This window comes from Antarcticibacterium flavum, from assembly GCF_006159205.1.
GTDB classification, from domain to species: domain Bacteria; phylum Bacteroidota; class Bacteroidia; order Flavobacteriales; family Flavobacteriaceae; genus Gillisia; species Gillisia flava.
Window position 1 is genome coordinate 204,007 of sequence record NZ_CP040812.1, and the last position, 17,274, is coordinate 221,280.

The 17,274-nt window shown below is 38.3% G+C and carries 18 protein-coding genes and 2 tRNA genes; 15 read left to right on the forward strand and 5 right to left on the reverse strand.

Annotated features, from left to right (window positions below; all coding sequences use genetic code 11):
• The first annotated feature begins 170 nt into the window (after window positions 1–170).
• The 7 genes from FHG64_RS00910 (at window position 171) to FHG64_RS00940 (ending at window position 7,373) form a co-directional block, all read left to right on the forward strand.
• Window positions 171–2,573 carry a TraG family conjugative transposon ATPase gene (locus FHG64_RS00910; protein ID WP_025743365.1) on the forward strand — a complete coding sequence of 801 codons (2,403 nt, stop codon included), beginning with the start codon at window positions 171–173 and terminating at the stop codon, window positions 2,571–2,573.
• A gap of 35 nt (window positions 2,574–2,608) precedes the next feature.
• On the forward strand, window positions 2,609–3,166 hold the full coding sequence (locus FHG64_RS00915; protein WP_394344230.1) for a conjugal transfer protein: 558 nt from the start codon (window positions 2,609–2,611) through the stop codon (window positions 3,164–3,166).
• Entirely contained in the window at window positions 3,166–4,005 is an 840-nt protein-coding gene (locus FHG64_RS00920) for a hypothetical protein (RefSeq protein WP_034230060.1), read from the forward strand. The genes FHG64_RS00915 and FHG64_RS00920 overlap by 1 nt, the downstream gene beginning before the upstream one ends.
• A gap of 21 nt (window positions 4,006–4,026) precedes the next feature.
• Window positions 4,027–4,653 carry a conjugal transfer protein TraK gene (locus FHG64_RS00925; protein WP_025743362.1) on the forward strand — a complete coding sequence of 209 codons (627 nt, stop codon included), beginning with the start codon at window positions 4,027–4,029 and terminating at the stop codon, window positions 4,651–4,653.
• Window positions 4,634–5,608, forward strand: coding sequence for a conjugative transposon protein TraM (traM, locus tag FHG64_RS00930; protein WP_025743361.1), 975 nt, complete (start codon window positions 4,634–4,636; stop codon window positions 5,606–5,608). The genes FHG64_RS00925 and traM overlap by 20 nt, the downstream gene beginning before the upstream one ends.
• Before the next feature lie 13 nt (window positions 5,609–5,621).
• Window positions 5,622–6,422 carry a DUF4138 domain-containing protein gene (locus FHG64_RS00935; protein WP_025743360.1) on the forward strand — a complete coding sequence of 267 codons (801 nt, stop codon included), beginning with the start codon at window positions 5,622–5,624 and terminating at the stop codon, window positions 6,420–6,422.
• Between the two features lie 84 nt (window positions 6,423–6,506).
• Complete coding sequence (locus FHG64_RS00940) at window positions 6,507–7,373, forward strand: cation diffusion facilitator family transporter (RefSeq protein ID WP_025743359.1); 867 nt, start codon at window positions 6,507–6,509, stop codon at window positions 7,371–7,373.
• Window positions 7,374–7,426: 53 nt separating this feature from the next.
• On the opposite strand, the gene FHG64_RS00945 is transcribed toward FHG64_RS00940, so the two are convergent.
• The 5 genes from FHG64_RS00945 to FHG64_RS00965 form a co-directional block, all read right to left on the reverse strand.
• Window positions 7,427–7,948 carry an ORF6N domain-containing protein gene (locus tag FHG64_RS00945; RefSeq protein ID WP_025743358.1) on the reverse strand — a complete coding sequence of 174 codons (522 nt, stop codon included), beginning with the start codon at window positions 7,946–7,948 and terminating at the stop codon, window positions 7,427–7,429.
• Window positions 7,949–7,969: 21 nt separating this feature from the next.
• Window positions 7,970–9,235 carry a site-specific integrase gene (locus FHG64_RS00950; protein WP_025743357.1) on the reverse strand — a complete coding sequence of 422 codons (1,266 nt, stop codon included), beginning with the start codon at window positions 9,233–9,235 and terminating at the stop codon, window positions 7,970–7,972.
• Window positions 9,236–9,489: 254 nt separating this feature from the next.
• Window positions 9,490–9,564, reverse strand: a tRNA-Pro gene (locus FHG64_RS00955).
• 82 nt (window positions 9,565–9,646) lie between these two features.
• Window positions 9,647–9,731: transfer RNA gene (locus FHG64_RS00960), tRNA-Ser, on the reverse strand.
• Window positions 9,732–9,877: 146 nt separating this feature from the next.
• Window positions 9,878–11,122 carry an NAD(P)/FAD-dependent oxidoreductase gene (locus FHG64_RS00965; protein WP_139064657.1) on the reverse strand — a complete coding sequence of 415 codons (1,245 nt, stop codon included), beginning with the start codon at window positions 11,120–11,122 and terminating at the stop codon, window positions 9,878–9,880.
• Window positions 11,123–11,215: 93 nt separating this feature from the next.
• On the opposite strand from FHG64_RS00965, the gene FHG64_RS00970 reads away from it, so the two are divergent.
• From FHG64_RS00970 to FHG64_RS01005, 8 genes are read left to right on the forward strand one after another with little or no spacing between them, the layout of a single operon-like run.
• Entirely contained in the window at window positions 11,216–12,787 is a 1,572-nt protein-coding gene (locus tag FHG64_RS00970; protein WP_139064658.1) for an HAL/PAL/TAL family ammonia-lyase, read from the forward strand.
• Window positions 12,788–12,791: 4 nt separating this feature from the next.
• Window positions 12,792–13,529, forward strand: coding sequence for a 3-oxoacyl-ACP reductase FabG (gene fabG / locus FHG64_RS00975; RefSeq protein ID WP_139064659.1), 738 nt, complete (start codon window positions 12,792–12,794; stop codon window positions 13,527–13,529).
• A 2-nt stretch (window positions 13,530–13,531) separates the two neighbouring features.
• The gene (locus FHG64_RS00980; RefSeq protein WP_139064660.1) at window positions 13,532–14,422 is read left to right on the forward strand and encodes an LpxL/LpxP family acyltransferase; all 891 of its coding nucleotides are present in this window, start codon (window positions 13,532–13,534) and stop codon (window positions 14,420–14,422) included.
• Window positions 14,412–14,861, forward strand: a complete 450-nt coding sequence (locus FHG64_RS00985; protein WP_139064661.1) for a hypothetical protein — start codon at window positions 14,412–14,414, stop codon at window positions 14,859–14,861. The genes FHG64_RS00980 and FHG64_RS00985 overlap by 11 nt, the downstream gene beginning before the upstream one ends.
• Window positions 14,862–14,865: 4 nt before the next feature.
• Complete coding sequence (locus tag FHG64_RS00990; RefSeq protein WP_139064662.1) at window positions 14,866–15,279, forward strand: acyl-CoA thioesterase; 414 nt, start codon at window positions 14,866–14,868, stop codon at window positions 15,277–15,279.
• Entirely contained in the window at window positions 15,276–16,424 is a 1,149-nt protein-coding gene (locus tag FHG64_RS00995; protein ID WP_139064663.1) for a beta-ketoacyl synthase N-terminal-like domain-containing protein, read from the forward strand. Before FHG64_RS00990 ends, FHG64_RS00995 begins: the two co-directional genes overlap by 4 nt.
• Window positions 16,417–17,022: a hypothetical protein gene (locus tag FHG64_RS01000; protein ID WP_139064664.1), complete on the forward strand. Its 606-nt coding sequence runs from the start codon at window positions 16,417–16,419 to the stop codon at window positions 17,020–17,022. Before FHG64_RS00995 ends, FHG64_RS01000 begins: the two co-directional genes overlap by 8 nt.
• Window positions 17,015–17,272 carry a phosphopantetheine-binding protein gene (locus FHG64_RS01005; RefSeq protein WP_139064665.1) on the forward strand — a complete coding sequence of 86 codons (258 nt, stop codon included), beginning with the start codon at window positions 17,015–17,017 and terminating at the stop codon, window positions 17,270–17,272. Before FHG64_RS01000 ends, FHG64_RS01005 begins: the two co-directional genes overlap by 8 nt.
• The last annotated feature ends 2 nt before the right edge of the window (window positions 17,273–17,274 follow it).

The following is a 17,274-nucleotide window of genomic DNA, read 5'->3' on the forward strand; positions in this document are numbered from 1 at the left end:
ATTGCTGTTCATCATCTTTTCGTTCAGCTTTACTGTTATCATTTCAGTATTTCTATTGAACGGTGCACTGTATATCGTATTGACTCACATTACCAAAAACCCTGCATTGATGCACATCAAAAAGGTATTCCCACAAACAATTAGTAACAAAAAAGGAAGTCGTCTGTACTATGAAGAAAATTAACCTATCGGCATATCATCCTATTTTGGATATTCAAGACCATATCGTGTTCGCTAATAACGGCAATGTGGTATTGGGCTATCAAGTGGACAATCCTGAAATCTATTCCCTCGCGGAAAAAGATTTTGAGGATATTCACGGTTCGTGGTTTCAAGCGTTTAAATCATTGCCTATTGCCACGGTTATCCACAAACAGGACATCTATCAGAAAGCTGAATATTTGGCGGAAGAACTTCCGAACAAAAGCTTTTTGCAACGTGCCACACACGATTATTTTAAAGGTCGGGAATTCATTAAACATTCTTCTTACCTATTCTTTATACTTCCGCACAACAAAGCTTTGAACGCACCGAAGTTTACCAACCCATTCCGCAAGGTCGAAAAGGGTATTCATAAGCAAATGGACCATAACGTTCAGGAATTTATTGCTTCTGTTAACGATGCCGTTTCCTTTGTAAATAACAGCCGGAAAGTGTCATTGATACCTTTGGGTATCGATAAAGTCTTGTCATTGACCAATGCTTATTTTAATGGATTCAACGAAGGATTTGATACCGACATTCTATTGAAAAAAGCGAATATTGAAATTGGCGACCATCATTTTGATGTGCTGGCCATCAATAGCGAATTGTGTTATGGCGATGTGGTTCAGAGTAGCAAGACCAATGATAAATTTACTTCGGACGACTTTGTATTCCACCAAGGATTTATTGACGGATTAGGGTTGAATCTCAATGAAAATCATATTGTCAACCAAATCATTTATTTGGATGATAAGCACAAATGGCGAAAGCTGTTGGACAAGAAAATTGAAGAACTCAAAAAGAGTTCCAATTTTGGAACACAGAACAAAGTCATCTTAAAGAAGATTGAAGACATTGTTACCAAAATCAATGAGGACGATAGTTCAAGAATTATTAGGGGTCATCTAAATATTATATTCTGGGATAAAGATGAAGCACAATTAGAAAGAATTGCTTCCAAAATAAAAACCGAATTCAAAGAATTGGATATAGTGCCTTATTATCCAAAAGGCGAAGAACGCAAGCAATATTTCTTAAACTCATATTGCTGTTTTACTTCCAATTTTTCTAATGAGGATTTATACGTAACCGATTTAAAACACGCTCTTTGCCTGTACATTAACAATACCAACTATCAGTCAGATGCCACAGGTGTCATCTTTAATGACAGACAACATAACATTCCTGTACTTAAAGATGTCTGGGATGAAAAGAAGAAACGCATCAAGGCAAGGAACTTTGCCATTTTCGCACCTACTGGAGAGGGAAAATCTTTTTTGGCAAACAATATTCTACGCCAATATTTTGAACAAAATGTTCGATTGGTCATTATTGATTTAGGTGGTTCATATTCAAAATTTGCCAAGCTCTATCCAGACGACCATATCATCCTTCGCTATGAACAGGGAAAAAATTTGGGTATCAATCCATTCTATATCTCTGATGTCAATGATTTGACACCAGAGCGATTGGAAGATTTGGCAATCTTCCTTTTAGAGCTCTTGGCTTCGGGCAAAGCAACGACTAAAGCTGAAGAAGTGGCGGTCAAAAAAGTACTTCGGTACTACTATCTACAAAATGTGGGTGGTACACATTCTTTGGAAAATTTATACCAGTTCGTTGATACAAAAAAAGACACCTTTTTAGAAGAACTACATATTCAAGAGCAACATTTCAACATCTACGATTTTCTGCACATTCTCTCTGAATATGTGGATGATGGCTTGTACAGCTTCCTGTTCAATGTAAGTGAAGACCAGACCTATAAAATTGAGGATAAAAGACTGATTGTTTTTGAACTTGATGAAGTAAAGGACAATAAGGAAATCCTTTCCGTAATGTTGAAGCTGATTAAATCTGCCATTCAAAGAACCATTTGGAGAAATAAAGCCGAGAGGGGAATCATCCTATTCGACGAGTTTGCCAAACAGCTCAAATTTGGAAATGTACTCGAAAGTGTAGAATTCTATTATCAAGCCATTAGAAAACAAAATGGAGCGATTGGGATTATACTGCAATCCATTAACCAATTGCCCAACAATTCCACATCGGCGAGTATTCTTGAAAACACCCAAGTAATTTACAGCCTTCGTAATGAAAAAGGCTATGCCGAATTAAAAAACAGGCTCAACCTTACCAGTCACGATTTAAACCAGTTAAAATCCATTCGTAACAACCTTACAGGAACACGAAAATATACCGAAATGTTCATCAAAATCGGAAAGGAAAGCAACATTTTCCGATTGGAAGTACCGCCCGAAGTCTTTGCTGCTTACCTCACGGATGGCAAAGAAAACGAAGACATTATGAAACATTTTGAAGAACACCAAAATATGGAGAAAGCCATTAAAATATTTATTAATTCTTAAAAATAAAAATTATGAGACACACTATCAGAAATCTAATGTTATCCGCACTATTTGTAGTGCTAATTGGAAGTAAGGCTTCGGCCCAGGGGATGCCTGTGTATGACAACACAAACTTTATCTCTTTTGTAAAATCATTATTGGAATCAGGTAAACAAACCGCCAATTTAATGAAGACGCTAAAATTCCTTAAAACCCAAAAAGAGAATATCGATAAGGTAAACAATGTCATCAAACAACTTCAAGCAGTCAGGGAACTGGCAAGAAACAACCAACGATTGTTTGATGTTGTACAGGATGATTTGAGGGAAATCCTCAATTCCCCTTTTATTAAACCAAATGAAGTTACACGCATTTCAGATTCCTTTGATGCCATCCTTCAGAACTCTATGGCTGGTATGGAATATATCGACCAAATATTGTCCAGCGACAATCTGAAAATGACCGATGCCGAACGTGCCGAAGTCCTTAAAGAAAAAGAGCTGGAATCCAAGGAAATGGTAGCGGAAATTGAGGCAAAAACCAGACGCTATCGAGAGATTATTCAATTTCGAGAAATGCAGTACAAAATCAATAACCGAGAAACCGATTACTAATGTCAGGTATTTTTTTAGGCATAGGGTTAGAGTTTGTGGACACTATTTTTCAAACGATAAAAAATAGTGATTTCTCACAATACACTATTGTAGGAATGAAGACACTCGCCCTCTTGTTTTTTCTCATCAACATCCTAAAAAAGTACAATGAAGGTGTAGCCAATAATGAGGGTTATACGTGGGGATTGACCCCTGCGGAACTGGCCAAAAACTTTGCAATAGTGATTTTAGTCATTTTTTCCACACAGGTATTAAGTGTTTTCGACACCATTTTGGTGGCCATTGAAAACCAATATCGGGACACGGCACCCGCACTTCTTCCTTTACAGATGCAAGATATTGACATCGAACAGGATGTAAGTGCTTGGGATGCCACCAAAAAAGCAATGGCAATGCTTTATGAAGCATTAGTAACACCTTTATACGGCTTAAAAATACTATCCTTTATTGCCGGAATATTTCTCTGGCTATTGGATTTGTTTATTTACCCCTTATTCCTTGCAGAACGATTCTTTTTGCTGGGCATAATGCAAGCCTTTTTCCCTTTGGTCATCAGCTTGGCGGTTTTTGAAAAGTTCAGGTCGTTGGCATACAACTTTTTTAAGCTTTACGCTGGCGTATATATGTTAGTTCCTGCCTTCTTTCTGGTCAATGTTTTCGTGAATAATCTTTATACCGAAATCAATACAAATTTCTGGAGCGACTTATTTGGTACGGATTGGGGGAGTAATTTTTTCGCACCGCTTTTACAGTTAGGGTCTATCGGATTTATTGTATTGCTGAAATTCAAATTATATAAACGAGCGACCTCGTTCACTTTTAAACTCTTTACAGGCTGATAAAGCAATAATAATTTACAGATGAAAACACCATATAAGAATATTTACAACATCTTAAAGCTCAATCGCTTTATAGTATTGACCGTCGTTATTGGAGCTGTGCTCACGTGCGTCATTTCCGTTTTGATGGTCATAAAGCTGCATAAAGAAACAGTTAATAATGCTTTTGTAGTCAATTCGGACGGAAGTGTTATTCCCTTGAAACTGGTATCTCAACAAGAAAATTTAAAAGTAGAAGTCTTGGCACAATTGGAGTTGTTTCACACTTATTTCTATAACATTGATGCCAGCAATTACGAAAAGAACTTGGAGAAAGCCCTTTGGTTGGGTAATAGTTCTGTAGATGCTCTGTACCGACAGAAAAAAGCCGATGGAGTTTATAACCGTTTGTTGCAATACTCGTTGGTTCAAAAAGTATTGAATATCGAATCCAAAGTTGATATTCAAAACGAACCCTACAAGTTTGAAACGAAAACCATTTTTGAAATCAATAGAGGTACTATCACAGATACTTATGAGTTGACCACTATTGGAAATTTGATTCACGTAGATAGAAACTTTCCAAACAATACCCACGGACTGCTAATTACCAACTTTTTTGAAAGCACATTACGAAAATTAGAAAATTATGAAAGTAGAAAAAAATAAAATAGTCTTTGCCATCGTGTTGGTATGCATCCTGCTTTTTATAGGTGGCTATGCAATGCTTATATTGGGCGAGGACGAAGAACCGACCATTGAGAACAACCAGATTCCTGTACCGGAACTGGAAGACGACCAAAAGGAATACGATTCCAAATTGGATGCCCTAAACGACTTAAAGGAAGTTAGGGAAACCAACGCACCCAGCATTTATGATGAACGGCTGTTGGATTCCACAGGCGTATATGACCCTGATTTATTGGACAAGAAAAAAATGCAGATGGTAGATAGCATTTACCAACAAGGGCAGATTCGATATTCAGATAGAACGTTTGAAAATATTAATCCAAGATACTATCCACCAAAACCACCTGTTAAGAAGGAAAAAGACACAACGGATGCTATTGAAGAGCAAGAAACGAACGTGGAAGCCAAAGAACGTGCTTTGGAGCATCAACTCTTTTTTGCTTCGCATCCTATTGAAAATGAGGATTTGAATTCAAAAAATACCGATGATTTCATTTATGTACGAGTAGATGGCACACAAACAGTTAAAACCAATTATCGCTTACAAATGCGGTTGATAAAAGATGCTACCATTTATGGACAACGCTATTCCAAGAATACGCCTATTTATGGATTTGTCAATTTTAAACCCAATCGCACCATCATAGACATTGAGAATATCAATCATCAACCAGTAAAATTGAAAGCCTATGATTTTCAGGATGGTAGCGAAGGCATTTATGTTGAAAACAGTTTTAGAGCAGAAGTTACCAATGAAATTGTTGGCGATATGGTGGACGACATTAATATTACTGGTGTTCCGCAAGTAAGCGGTTTCAAGAAAATATTCCAACGTAACCATAAAAACGTAAAGGTTACGATAACCGATAATTACAAACTCATTTTAAGACTTCCTAAAACAAAATATCAAGGAAAGCCCATAATGGGCAATTAATAAACTCACTCTTATGAAAACATATATCACATTACTGTTATTGATTTGTTCAATGTCAATTTCAGCACAGCAACCCCTTGACACTATTTACGCCAACGACCAGAAAAACGTTGCCCTGTTTTTTCCAAACCCTATTCGACAAGGAATTACAGGAGCTTCCAATTTTGTATTCACCTATAATCGTGAGAAAGAGCAGTATTTCGGTTTGTTACAGGCGAAGCCTGGAACAGAAAGCAACCTATTGACCGTTACAAGTGATGGTCGCGTTTATTCTTATATTTTGAAATATTCTGAAAAACTTCCAGAACTGAATTATTTTATCAATGAAAATGAAAGCATTGGCAGTGAACTTCCGGAAAAGATTAAGCAGAAGCCAGAAGTTAAACCGTTGAACGAATATGCAAATAGAATAACACATTTTCAAAAATTCAGCGAGTATTTATTAAAATCCAACTTTGAGCGTATTGAAACCAAACGCAAAAAAGGAATTAAAGTCCAATTACAAAAAATAGCGTATGATGCTTCTGAAGTGTATTTGGTTATAGAGGTCAAGAACAGGTCTGGAATCGATTTTGAAATTGACTACATTAAAGTTTATAGAACCAACGGAAACAAAAAGCGTAAAGCCTCTTACCAAAGATTACAACAAGAAGTTATTTACAAACACAAAATGCCATATTCCATTACTGATGGAGAAAGTCAATGCTTTGTGTATGTAGTTTCAAAGTTTGTTTTAGGCGACAACGAAAAGTTAATGCTGGAGCTGAAGGAGCTAAAAGGGAGCAGAAAAATGATTTTGGAAACCAAAATTTAAGAGGTGTTTATCACCTCTTTTTTTTGTGATTAAAAAAGTATCTTTGTTATAAATATAACAAATTTATTGACAACTAAAATTAGAATGAATAACGAACAAACCGCAATACGAACAACTTATTTCAGCATAATTGGGAATACTGCTTTAGCCTTAATTAAAGGACTTGCGGGATTTTTTGGAAATTCTTATGCTTTAATTGCAGATGCGATTGAATCGACAACGGATATTTTTGCTTCATTTTTAGTTTTATTAGGTTTTAAATATGCAAAACGACCAGCGGACGAAAATCATCCCTATGGACACGGCAAAATTGAGCCATTAATTACCTTTGGAGTTGTTACATTCCTTGTTGTTTCTGCCACAATAATCGCCTATGAAAGTATTCAAAACATTCAAACACCTCATAAAATCCCGAAATCTTGGACTTTGATTGTGCTAGGTCTAATAATAGCTTGGAAAGAAATCTCATTTCAAATTGTAATTAAAAAAAGTAAACAAACAAATAGTTCATCATTAAAAGCAGATGCTTGGCATCATAGAAGTGATGCCATAACTTCGGTAATGGCCTTTATCGGTATTTCGATAGCAATCATATATGGAAAAGGTTATGAAACAGCAGATGATTGGGCTGCCTTATTCGCTTCTGGATTCATTTTATATAATAGTTATTTAATATTACGTCCAGCTTTAGGAGAAGTTATGGACGAACAACTTTATGACGAACTGATAATTGAAATTAGAGAAAAATCAACAGAAGTTCAAGGTGTTTTAGGAACAGAGAAATGTTTTATTAGAAAATCCGGAATGAAATTCCACGTGGATTTACACGCAATTGTGAATAATGAAATTTCGGTAAAATCTGGTCACGACATTGCTCATAAGTTAAAAGACCATTTACAAAAAGAAATACCGAATTTAGGACACATACTAATTCATATTGAACCGAATTAATAAAAGCAATATATTCATAAAAATTGTCTATTCTGATAAGCAAAGAAAAGTTACTAATCTTTCCTATCCGTTTTAAAACCAATTCGTTCCCTGTTATGCTGTTCAATCTGTACCTTGTCCTTTTGCAGTAAATAATTCAAAGCCTGATGAATGTCCTTAAATTTGATATTCATTTCTTTTTCAAGTTGGGCTATATGTTCTTTAAGGTTGCTATAATCTGTAAGATGCTGCCGTAACGCTACAAATGCACGCATAATAGATATATTTACGTCAATGGCCTTGTCGCTGTTAAGTACGCTAGAAAGCATTGCCACGCCCTGTTCGGTAAAGGCAAACGGAGTGGCAGGACTAAATTTAATGTTCTCTGGAAGGTTGTCACAATTTGTGATAACCTCTTTCCACTCATCTTTTGAAAGCTGAAACATAAAATCATCGGGGAAACGTTTAAGATTACGTCTAACCGCTTGTTTTAGTACTCTAGTTTCTACTTCATAGAGTTCAGCAAGGTCAAAATCAAGAATAACTTTGTTTCCTTGAATATTATGGATTTTATTTTTTATTATAGATAGTTCCATTGTATTTTTAATTAACTGGAATTATGAATTTTGAGAAACCACTTTAGAGATAGATTCATTTTCTATCTCATTGAATTGAGCCCTTAATTTTTGCATATCATCACTTACTTTACGTTCAATGACTTTAGCATAAATTTGGGTTGTAGATATTCGGGAGTGACCCAACAATTTTGAAACCGTCTCAATGGGCATACCATTACTTAATGTAACCGTTGTAGCAAATGTATGTCGGGCAATGTGGAAAGTAAGGTTCTTTTTAATACCACAAACATCAGCAATTTCCTTTAAATAAGAATTTAGTTTTTGATTTGAGATTTTAGGAAATATACTTCCTTGTGATATTGATTTACGGTTGCTCTTGTATTTTTCAACAATTTGCATCGCCTTTGGCAACAAAGGTATTCGTATGGGCTTTGTCGTCTTTTCCCGTTTGTAATAAATCCAAAGTTCGCCATCGATGCCAATACAGATATTATCCGCAGTTAAATGGATGACATCGATATAACTTAAACTGGTATAGCAACTAAAAACAAACAAATCCTTTACCAATTCCAATCTTGGAATGCTAAATTGTTTATTTTCTATCTCTTGAAGCTCTTCGAGACTTAAAAAGCCTCTTTCGTTTTTAATGAATTTAGATTTGAAATTGATAAATGGGTCGCGTTGAATCCAACCCAATTTAAACGATAAATTTATCATCTTTCTAAAACGCTCGATATGCTTCATTACGGTATTGTTGCCCATTGGCTTTTGATGGTCTTCTGGTATGTAGTCCCGGAGATATTTCTCAAACTTTATGATAAAGTGATAATCAAGTTCCCGTAAATAAAGGTCTGTGGTCTTATAGGATTTCGATAAAAATTTGGAGATATAACTCTGTGTAGTGTAATAATTTTTTTGTGTTCCCCACTTTAATTTGTTTACCATATCTTCATTATGGTAATTGATAATATCTGTAATGGAACGATTATTTTCGTCATTACCGAAATATCGAGCCTTAACGACCTGTGCGGTAATCAATTTATGCTCATTCATTAAATCGCGATAACATTTAAACAGATGATTGTAAGTTTCATCTAAATAACTGTTTAGAATTCTTGATTTCTGATTTGTTCCCCGAGCTCTGTTTTTATGGACATCCCAATCAGACACTAAAACTTTTCGTTTTAGACTGATGGTAGCTCGCTTGCCATTTACCGTAATTCTTGCGTAAATAGATGCTTGGTCATTTTTTGCCCTGGAGAAGTCCGCCCAGAACAAAATACTGAAGGTGGTAGATGTTTTCATTATTTCGTCTTTTAGTTAACAATAATTCGTTGTTATCAGACGAAAGTCAAATCACTTATAAAGATACATTTATTTATTGATTAGCAGACCGTTGGTCATAAATCTGGTCAACACTTTTTGAAATTTTAATTTGTTATCCGATTTGTTGACATTTTTAATCAAAACATATCAATTCTTATGATATTCTTAAAAACAGAAAAACCTGAAAATCATACGATTAACAGGTTTTTGTTATAGATTGATACTATAATTTGTCGGGGTGGCAGGATTCGAACCTGCGGCCTCCTGCTCCCAAAGCAGGCGCGATAACCGGGCTACGCTACACCCCGCGACAAACAGCTTACGCTGTTAAAAATCAAAATTTTAAATTCCAAATTCCAAAAAAGGAAATAGAACTTAAAAATTAATCAGCGGAGAGTATGAGATTCGAACTCATGCGACAATTGCTCGTCGACAGTTTAGCAAACTGCTCCATTAACCACTCTGGCAACTCTCCTTTTAATGAACTTCGCAAGTAATTTTGCGGTTGCAAATGTAACTTTTACCTGTGTACCATGCAAACCTTTTGAAAAAATTTTATTGGTAAAATTGCCTGCAGAATATTAAAACCTTTGACATCAGAAATTTATCGGCAAAAAAAAATTATACACTGCTGGGATTTTCTTCCATTTCAATGAGCCTGGCAACATTTCGCAGGATCCTTTCGTGCTTTTTTACAAAAGGATTGCTCTCATCCCAAACATATCCCGCTAGAACGGCGCAAATTTGTTCTTTGATCTCCGGGCGGGGATTGGGATGAAAAATGATCTTCTGTAAATTTCCCGTATACCATTCCCTTACATAAGATGAAAATACGTTTACCCCCCGCTTAATATAGTCCACATATTCCTTTTGCCAATCAACAATTTCCCCTTTTAATTCCCTGGCAGCTAGCTTTGCCGCCAATAATCCAGAGGAGGTTGCGAATGCCACACCAGATGAGAATACGGGATCCAGAAACTCTGCACTGTTACCGGTAAGTACAAAACCCTCACCGTATAATTTGCTTACATTTTTGGATATATTCTCCACCTTCCCAGGAGGAAAAAGAAATTCATATTGATCAAACCTTCCTTTATAATATTCCAGCTGCTGCATCATTCCTTGCATAGCCAGTTCGTTCTCTTCAGGAAATTGAGCGAACCATTCATTTGGGCCTACAAAGCCCAGGCTGGAATTACCATTGGAAAAAGGAAAATACCAAAACCACACTTTTTCGCTAAGGACTTCAAATGTTATAAGTTCCCCTTCTTTTCCTTTAGGACGGTTGGTTTCTTTTATATGAGTAAACATAGAGGAGTGGGCAGATACCTGGGGCTTTGCTTCCAACCCAAGCTTCCCGGCGAGAACCCTTCCATAGCCGCTGGCATCGATTATGAGTTTTGCTGAAATTTCCCTGATCTCACCTTCTGCAGTTCTAATTTTGGAAACAGAGGACTTTCCGTAGAAATTTACATCAAGAAATTCAGAATTAAAATTTATTTCAATCCCCTTCTGCATTGCTTCCTGCGCAAGAACCATATCAAAGTCAGCACGGGGAACCTGCCAGGTCCAGTCCCAGCCTTTGCCATGCTTCAGGCTAAAATCAAATTCCCCAACTTCACTTCCTTTAATAAAACGTGCACCGTACTTCTTTTGAAACCCGGCCTTCATAACTGCTTCAAGAAGCCCGGCTTCTTTGAGGTTGTCCATGCATTGAGGGATAAGACTCTCACCAATACTGAATCTTGGAAAAGTAGATTTTTCTATGATCTTAACCTTGACCCCCTGCTCATGAAGATATGAAGCAGCAACTATTCCCGAAGGCCCCGCACCAATTACAAGGATATCTGTAATTTCCTTTTTCATGCCGTTTTATTTGCGTGGTAAATATAGTACATTTGTTAAGATTCTTAACTAGCCGCAGCAATAGCTGCTAGTAAGACAATAGCCCTAAATAATATGCTCCATTTAAAGAACACCCTGGAATTTGAAAGTTTTTTCCAGGTTTTATTCAGGAATAGAAAAATTGAACTTAGCAGCCATACCTATGAAAGGGTAAGGGCAAGTTTTGAATTTCTAAAGGCTTTTTCCAGGGATAAGGTGATCTATGGGGTTAACACGGGGTTTGGGCCTATGGCCCAGTATAAGATCAAGGATAAGGATTGTAAGCAGCTGCAGTACAATCTTATAAGAAGCCATGCCTCAGGAATGGGGAAACCTATGGAACCTTTGTACGTGAAATCCTTAATGCTTGCAAGGTTAAATACCCTGGGGCTTGGAAAAAGTGGTGTTCACCCTGGAGTCCTGGAGACCATGCAGCAGCTTATCAACAAAGATATTAACCCCGTTATATTTGAACACGGTGGGGTGGGAGCTTCCGGTGACCTTATCCAACTGGCCCATTTGGCCCTGGTGCTTATTGGCGAAGGAGAAGTTTTTTATAAAGGAAAGAAACGGCCTGCCGCAGCAGTTTTTGCTGAAGAAAATATTTCACCCATTAAGATAGAGCTAAGGGAAGGCCTTGCTTTAATGAACGGCACTTCAGCCATGACCGGCATTGGGATTGTGAATGTTATATATGCTGAAAGGCTTTTGGACTGGTCCATCTTCTGCTCTGCCGCAATCAACGAGATCGTGGAGGCTTATGATGATCATCTTTCTGAAGAATTAAATGCATCAAAACTGCATATAGGTCAGCAACAGGTAGCCTATAAAATGCGGAAGCATCTCAAGGACAGCAAGCTCACCCGAGACCGCAACGAACATTTGTACAGCGGGAAATATCCTGAAAATGATTATTTCAAGGAGAAGGTGCAGGAATACTACAGCCTGCGTTGTGTACCTCAAATCCTTGGACCTGTTTACGATACCATAGAAAACACACGCAATATCCTTATTGAGGAAGTTAACTCTGCAAATGATAATCCCATTGTAGATGTGGAGCGGCAACATGTCTACCACGGGGGTAATTTTCATGGAGACTACGTTTCCCTTGAAATGGATAAGCTTAAGCTGGTGATAACAAAATTAAGTATGCTGGCCGAAAGACAACTTAATTACCTGCTCAATAGCCGGCTTAATGATATCCTCCCGCCATTCGTAAATCTGGGAAAACTTGGCCTTAACTTTGGAATGCAGGGTGCCCAGTTTACTGCTGTCTCTACGACTGCAGAGAACCAGATGCTTTCTAACTCTATGTATGTGCACAGTATTCCAAATAACAACGATAACCAGGATATAGTGAGTATGGGCACCAATGCAGCAACTATTACCAAAACTGTAATTGACAATGCCTATGAGGTAATGGCCGTTGAAATGGTAACTATCGTACAGGCCCTTCGTTACCTGCACTTTAACGGCAAATTATCCACGGCTACCAGGCGACAAATGGAGGTGCTAAGGGATATTGTACCGGCTTTTAAAGAAGATATTCCCCTTTCGCCTGTTCTTCAAAAGGTTAAGGAATTTATGAAGGAGAATGACGCTTATCCTGCAGGATTAACAGAGGGAGGAAACGAGGGAACAAAGTAAATTTATGAAACAAAAATACGCTTTAGTAACCGGTGGATCCAGAGGAATAGGTAAGGCAATAGCTCTCAAACTGGCCAATGACCATCATTATAATATCGTTCTTAACTATCATTCCAATACTGAAGCAGCTACTGCTGTTAAGAAAGAAATTGAGGACACCGGGGTAAACTGCAGCCTGCTTAAATTTGATGTATCTAATTTAGAGGAAACTGAGAATGCACTGTCCGGCTGGGAACTGGCGAACCCCGATGCCGTAATAGTAGTGCTTATTAACAATGCCGGGGTCTCAAAGGACGGACTTTTCCTTTGGATGAAGCCGGAAGACTGGCACTCGGTCATTAATACATCCCTTACAGGTTTTTATAATGTTACAAGGCCTTTGCTTAAAAATATGCTTACAGGCAGGTATGGCCGTATTATCAATATTGTCTCACTCTCAGGGCTTAAGGGTAATGCCGGCCAGGTGAACTATTCAGCAGCCAAGGGGGCAGTAGTGGCTGCCACCAAGGCGCTGGCGCAGGAAGTTGCTCAAAGGAAAGTGACAGTGAACGCTGTGGCCCCGGGCTTTATCACTTCAGATATGACCACAGGGCTTGATGAAAAGGAATTAAAAAAGCTGGTCCCGCTTAAGCGTTTTGGAGAGGCAGAGGAGGTGGCAGACCTGGTTTCCTTTCTTGCCTCAAAAAAAGCTTCCTATATAACAGGGGAGGTTATAAATATTAATGGCGGGTTGTATTCTTAACTATGGCAAACTGGCACGGAAAATCCAGGGGCACAGTGCTGGGATTACGTATTTACGTTTTCTTCATAAAGACATTTGGCTTATATTTCTCCTATTTTGTTCTCATCTTTGTCGCTGCCTATTTCATCGTTTTCTCTTTCAGCTCAACAAGAAGTACCTATTATTTATTCAAAAGGAGATTAGGATATTCTACTCTTAGTGCAGCCTGGAATGTATATGTGAGCTATTTTACCTTTGGGCGCATTCAACTTGACCGGGTGGCTATAGCTGCGGGAATGAAGGAAAAATACAGCTTTGAATTTGATGGTATTGAGCATATAAAAGCTTTATTAAGAAAGGGTAGAGGTGGGATCCTGCTCACTGCCCATATGGGCAACTTTAACCTCGCGCGACATTTTTTCGATAATGAGAATAACCCCGCAGTTGTGAATCTTGTAATGACAGATTTTGAGCACAGGCAAATCAAGGATTACCTGGAATCTGTCACCGGAAAATCTAAACTGAAATCCATAGTCCTAAGAGATGATCTTTCCCATATCTTTCTAATGAATGAAGCGCTGCAACGAAACGAGCTTCTTGTCTTTGCTGCCGACAGGTTTATGAAAGGAGCAAAGACCTATAGCCATGATTTTATGGGTAAAGAGGTAGAATTTCCCCAGGGGCCGTTCAGGCTGGCAGTGAGAAATAATATCCCGGTGCTTTTTGTGCATATAATGAGGGAGAAGAATTTTCATTATCATTTCTATGCACGGCCTGCAGGCGGAAAGGAAAAAACAGGGAAAGAATTATTAAAATCGTATCTTCAAAACCTGGAAGAAATGTTACGACGATATCCCCATCAATGGTATAATTATTACGATTACTGGAACGACTTTAAAAAATATGGCAGATAATATTCTTAAAGATCCCATCACTACTGAAGACAGGATCCTTCAATTGATCCCGCAGAAACCACCTTTTGTTATGGTAGACTCCTTGCTGGAATATACCCATCTTACAGGAAAGATGGCCTTTACCATCCCTGAAGGTAATTTGCTGGTTAAGGGAGGTGTTTTTTCTGAACCCGGCTTGATAGAACATATGGCCCAAAGTATGTCACTGCACAGGGGGTACAGGGGATTTCTGGAGGGGCTGGATAAACCCCAAACAGGATTCATAGGAGCAATAAAAACAGTGGAGATCTTTGAGCTACCCCTTGCAGGCAGTACCTTAACAACGTATGTAGAGATCCTGCAGGAAGTGATGAAAGTTACGCTGGTCACTGCCAGGACGGTAAATGATGAGGGAGAGGTCATAGCCACATCTGAAATGAAAACAGTTACAGTAGATTAAAAACATGCATACTCTAAGTTCAGTTACTCATTTCAGGGTTCGGTTTAGGGAATGTGACCCCTTACAAATAGTGTGGCATGGGAATTATCTTAAATATTTTGAAGATGCCAGGGAGGAATTCTGCAAGGAACATGGGTTCTCCTATTACGATGTTAGGGTACGCGGTTATGCCACACCAATAGTTAAATCTCTTTGCGAACATAAATTACCCTTGAGATATAGCGATAAATTTGAGGTGGAGGTATCCTTCATCCCAACTCCCGCGGCCAAGATGATCTTTAATTACAAAGTCACTTCCCAAAACAAACTTGTTGCTACAGGCGAGACTGTACAGGTCTTTCTCGATAAAAAAGGAGAGCTGGTTCTTTCGAATCCGCCTTTTTTTTATGAGTGGAAACAAAAAATGGGAATTGAATGACAAAAAGGATTTTCCTGCTTGGCGATGCCATCATATCTCCACTGGGATTTGATACTGAAGAGAATTTACAGGCACTGCGTGAGGAAAGAAGCGGACTTTTAAACCACCCCAATTCCTTTTTCCCTAAAGAAGGTCTGGTAGCAGGGATCATTGATAATGATAAACTTACAGCTGCTTTATCAAATTTTGGAGACCCTTCGGGTTACACCAGGCTGGAAAAAATGATGATCCTGGCTGTCCAGAAGGTATTACAACAACATCCTGATATCGATCTCACCACCACCGCCCTTATTATCTCTACTACCAAAGGGAACATTGACCTGCTGGGGGATCATAAATTTCCCGAAGTAAGAGTGCTTCCGGGAGAAATGGGAAGGGTCATTGCTAATTTTTTTGGTTTTTCCCTTGAACCTGTTATTGTTTCCAATGCCTGCATCTCCGGAGGCCTTGCAATTGCAATTGCTAAAAGATTTATGGAAGCAGGGAAAATGGAAAGAGCTATTGTAGTTGGTGGGGATCTTGTTTCAGATTTTGTCGTGTCCGGTTTTCAATCATTCCAGGCTATTAGCCCGCAGGCCTGCAGGCCGTTTTCAAAGAACAGGAACGGGATAAGCCTTGGTGAAGCTGCAGCAGCTGTACTTGTGAGCAAAAAACCCGGAACACAGGGAAAATACATTGAACTCATTGGCGAGGCTACAGCCAATGATGCCAATCATATATCAGGTCCATCAAGAACAGGGGAAGGCCTGTTTAAGAGTATTGCTGCAGCATTGAAGGAAGCAGGAATTATGGCCGGAGAGATCGATTATATTTCGGCACACGGTACTGCAACCCTTTTCAATGACGAGATGGAGGCCATTGCCTTCTCAAGAAGCGGCCTGCGCAATACACCTATCAACAGTTTTAAAGGTTGGTACGGGCATACCCTGGGAGCTTCAGCATTAGTGGAAACAATATTAACTAAACATTCCCTGCTGAATAATGAACTCTTTTGTTCTCTGAATTTTGAGGAAACCGGTACTTCAGAAAAAATAAATGTGATCACAAAACGAGAGAACAGGAAATTGGGATATGCATTGAAAACTGCTTCAGGTTTTGGAGGTTGTAACCTTACACTGGTATTAAAAAAGGGGTACAATGGATAAGAAGTCATTTTTTATAGACAGCTATGTTCACATAAGGGATAACAGGATCTATTTGAACGGGAAGGTGGTATTCTCTTTAGAAAACACCTTAGAAATGGATTTCCTGAAACAAGCTTATAAGCGGCTCGAGCTTAAGTATCCTAAATACCACAAAATGGACCGGATAAGTAAATTGGGAATCCTGGCTACGTCTGTACTATTTGATGATACATCGATAGCTCCTACAACAGCACTTGTATTTTCCAACGCCACTTCCAGCCTGGATACTGATAGGGCACATTTCGCCTCTATGAAAGAAATTGTTTCTCCGGCAATTTTTGTTTACACCTTACCCAATATTGTGATGGGAGAAATAAGCATAAGATATCATCTCCAAAGTGAGAATTCGTTTTTCATAAGCAGGACATTTAATGCCCCGCTTCTGGCAGATTATTCAGAAATTCTTTTGAATACAGGCAAGGCTGCTGCAGTTGTTTCCGGCTGGATAGACTTGAAAAATGAGGAATATGACGTATTTTTGTGCCTCATAAAGGAGAAAGGGGAAATTCCTTTTTCAGCAGAAAAACTAGAGCAGCTATACCGTTTTGAAAATGAGTGATTTACGAACACAGTTAAAGCAAAGTATTATTGAACAACTAAATCTTGAAGAGATGGAGGTTGATGAAATAGAGAATGATGAACCGCTCTTTGGAGATGGCCTTGGCCTGGATTCTATTGATGCATTGGAATTAATAGTACTATTGGAAAAGGATTATGGAATTAAGCTTAATGATCCTGCAAAGGGAAAGGAGATTTTTGCTTCTATAAATAAAATGGCAGAATACATCGAAGCTCACCGTACAAAATAAGT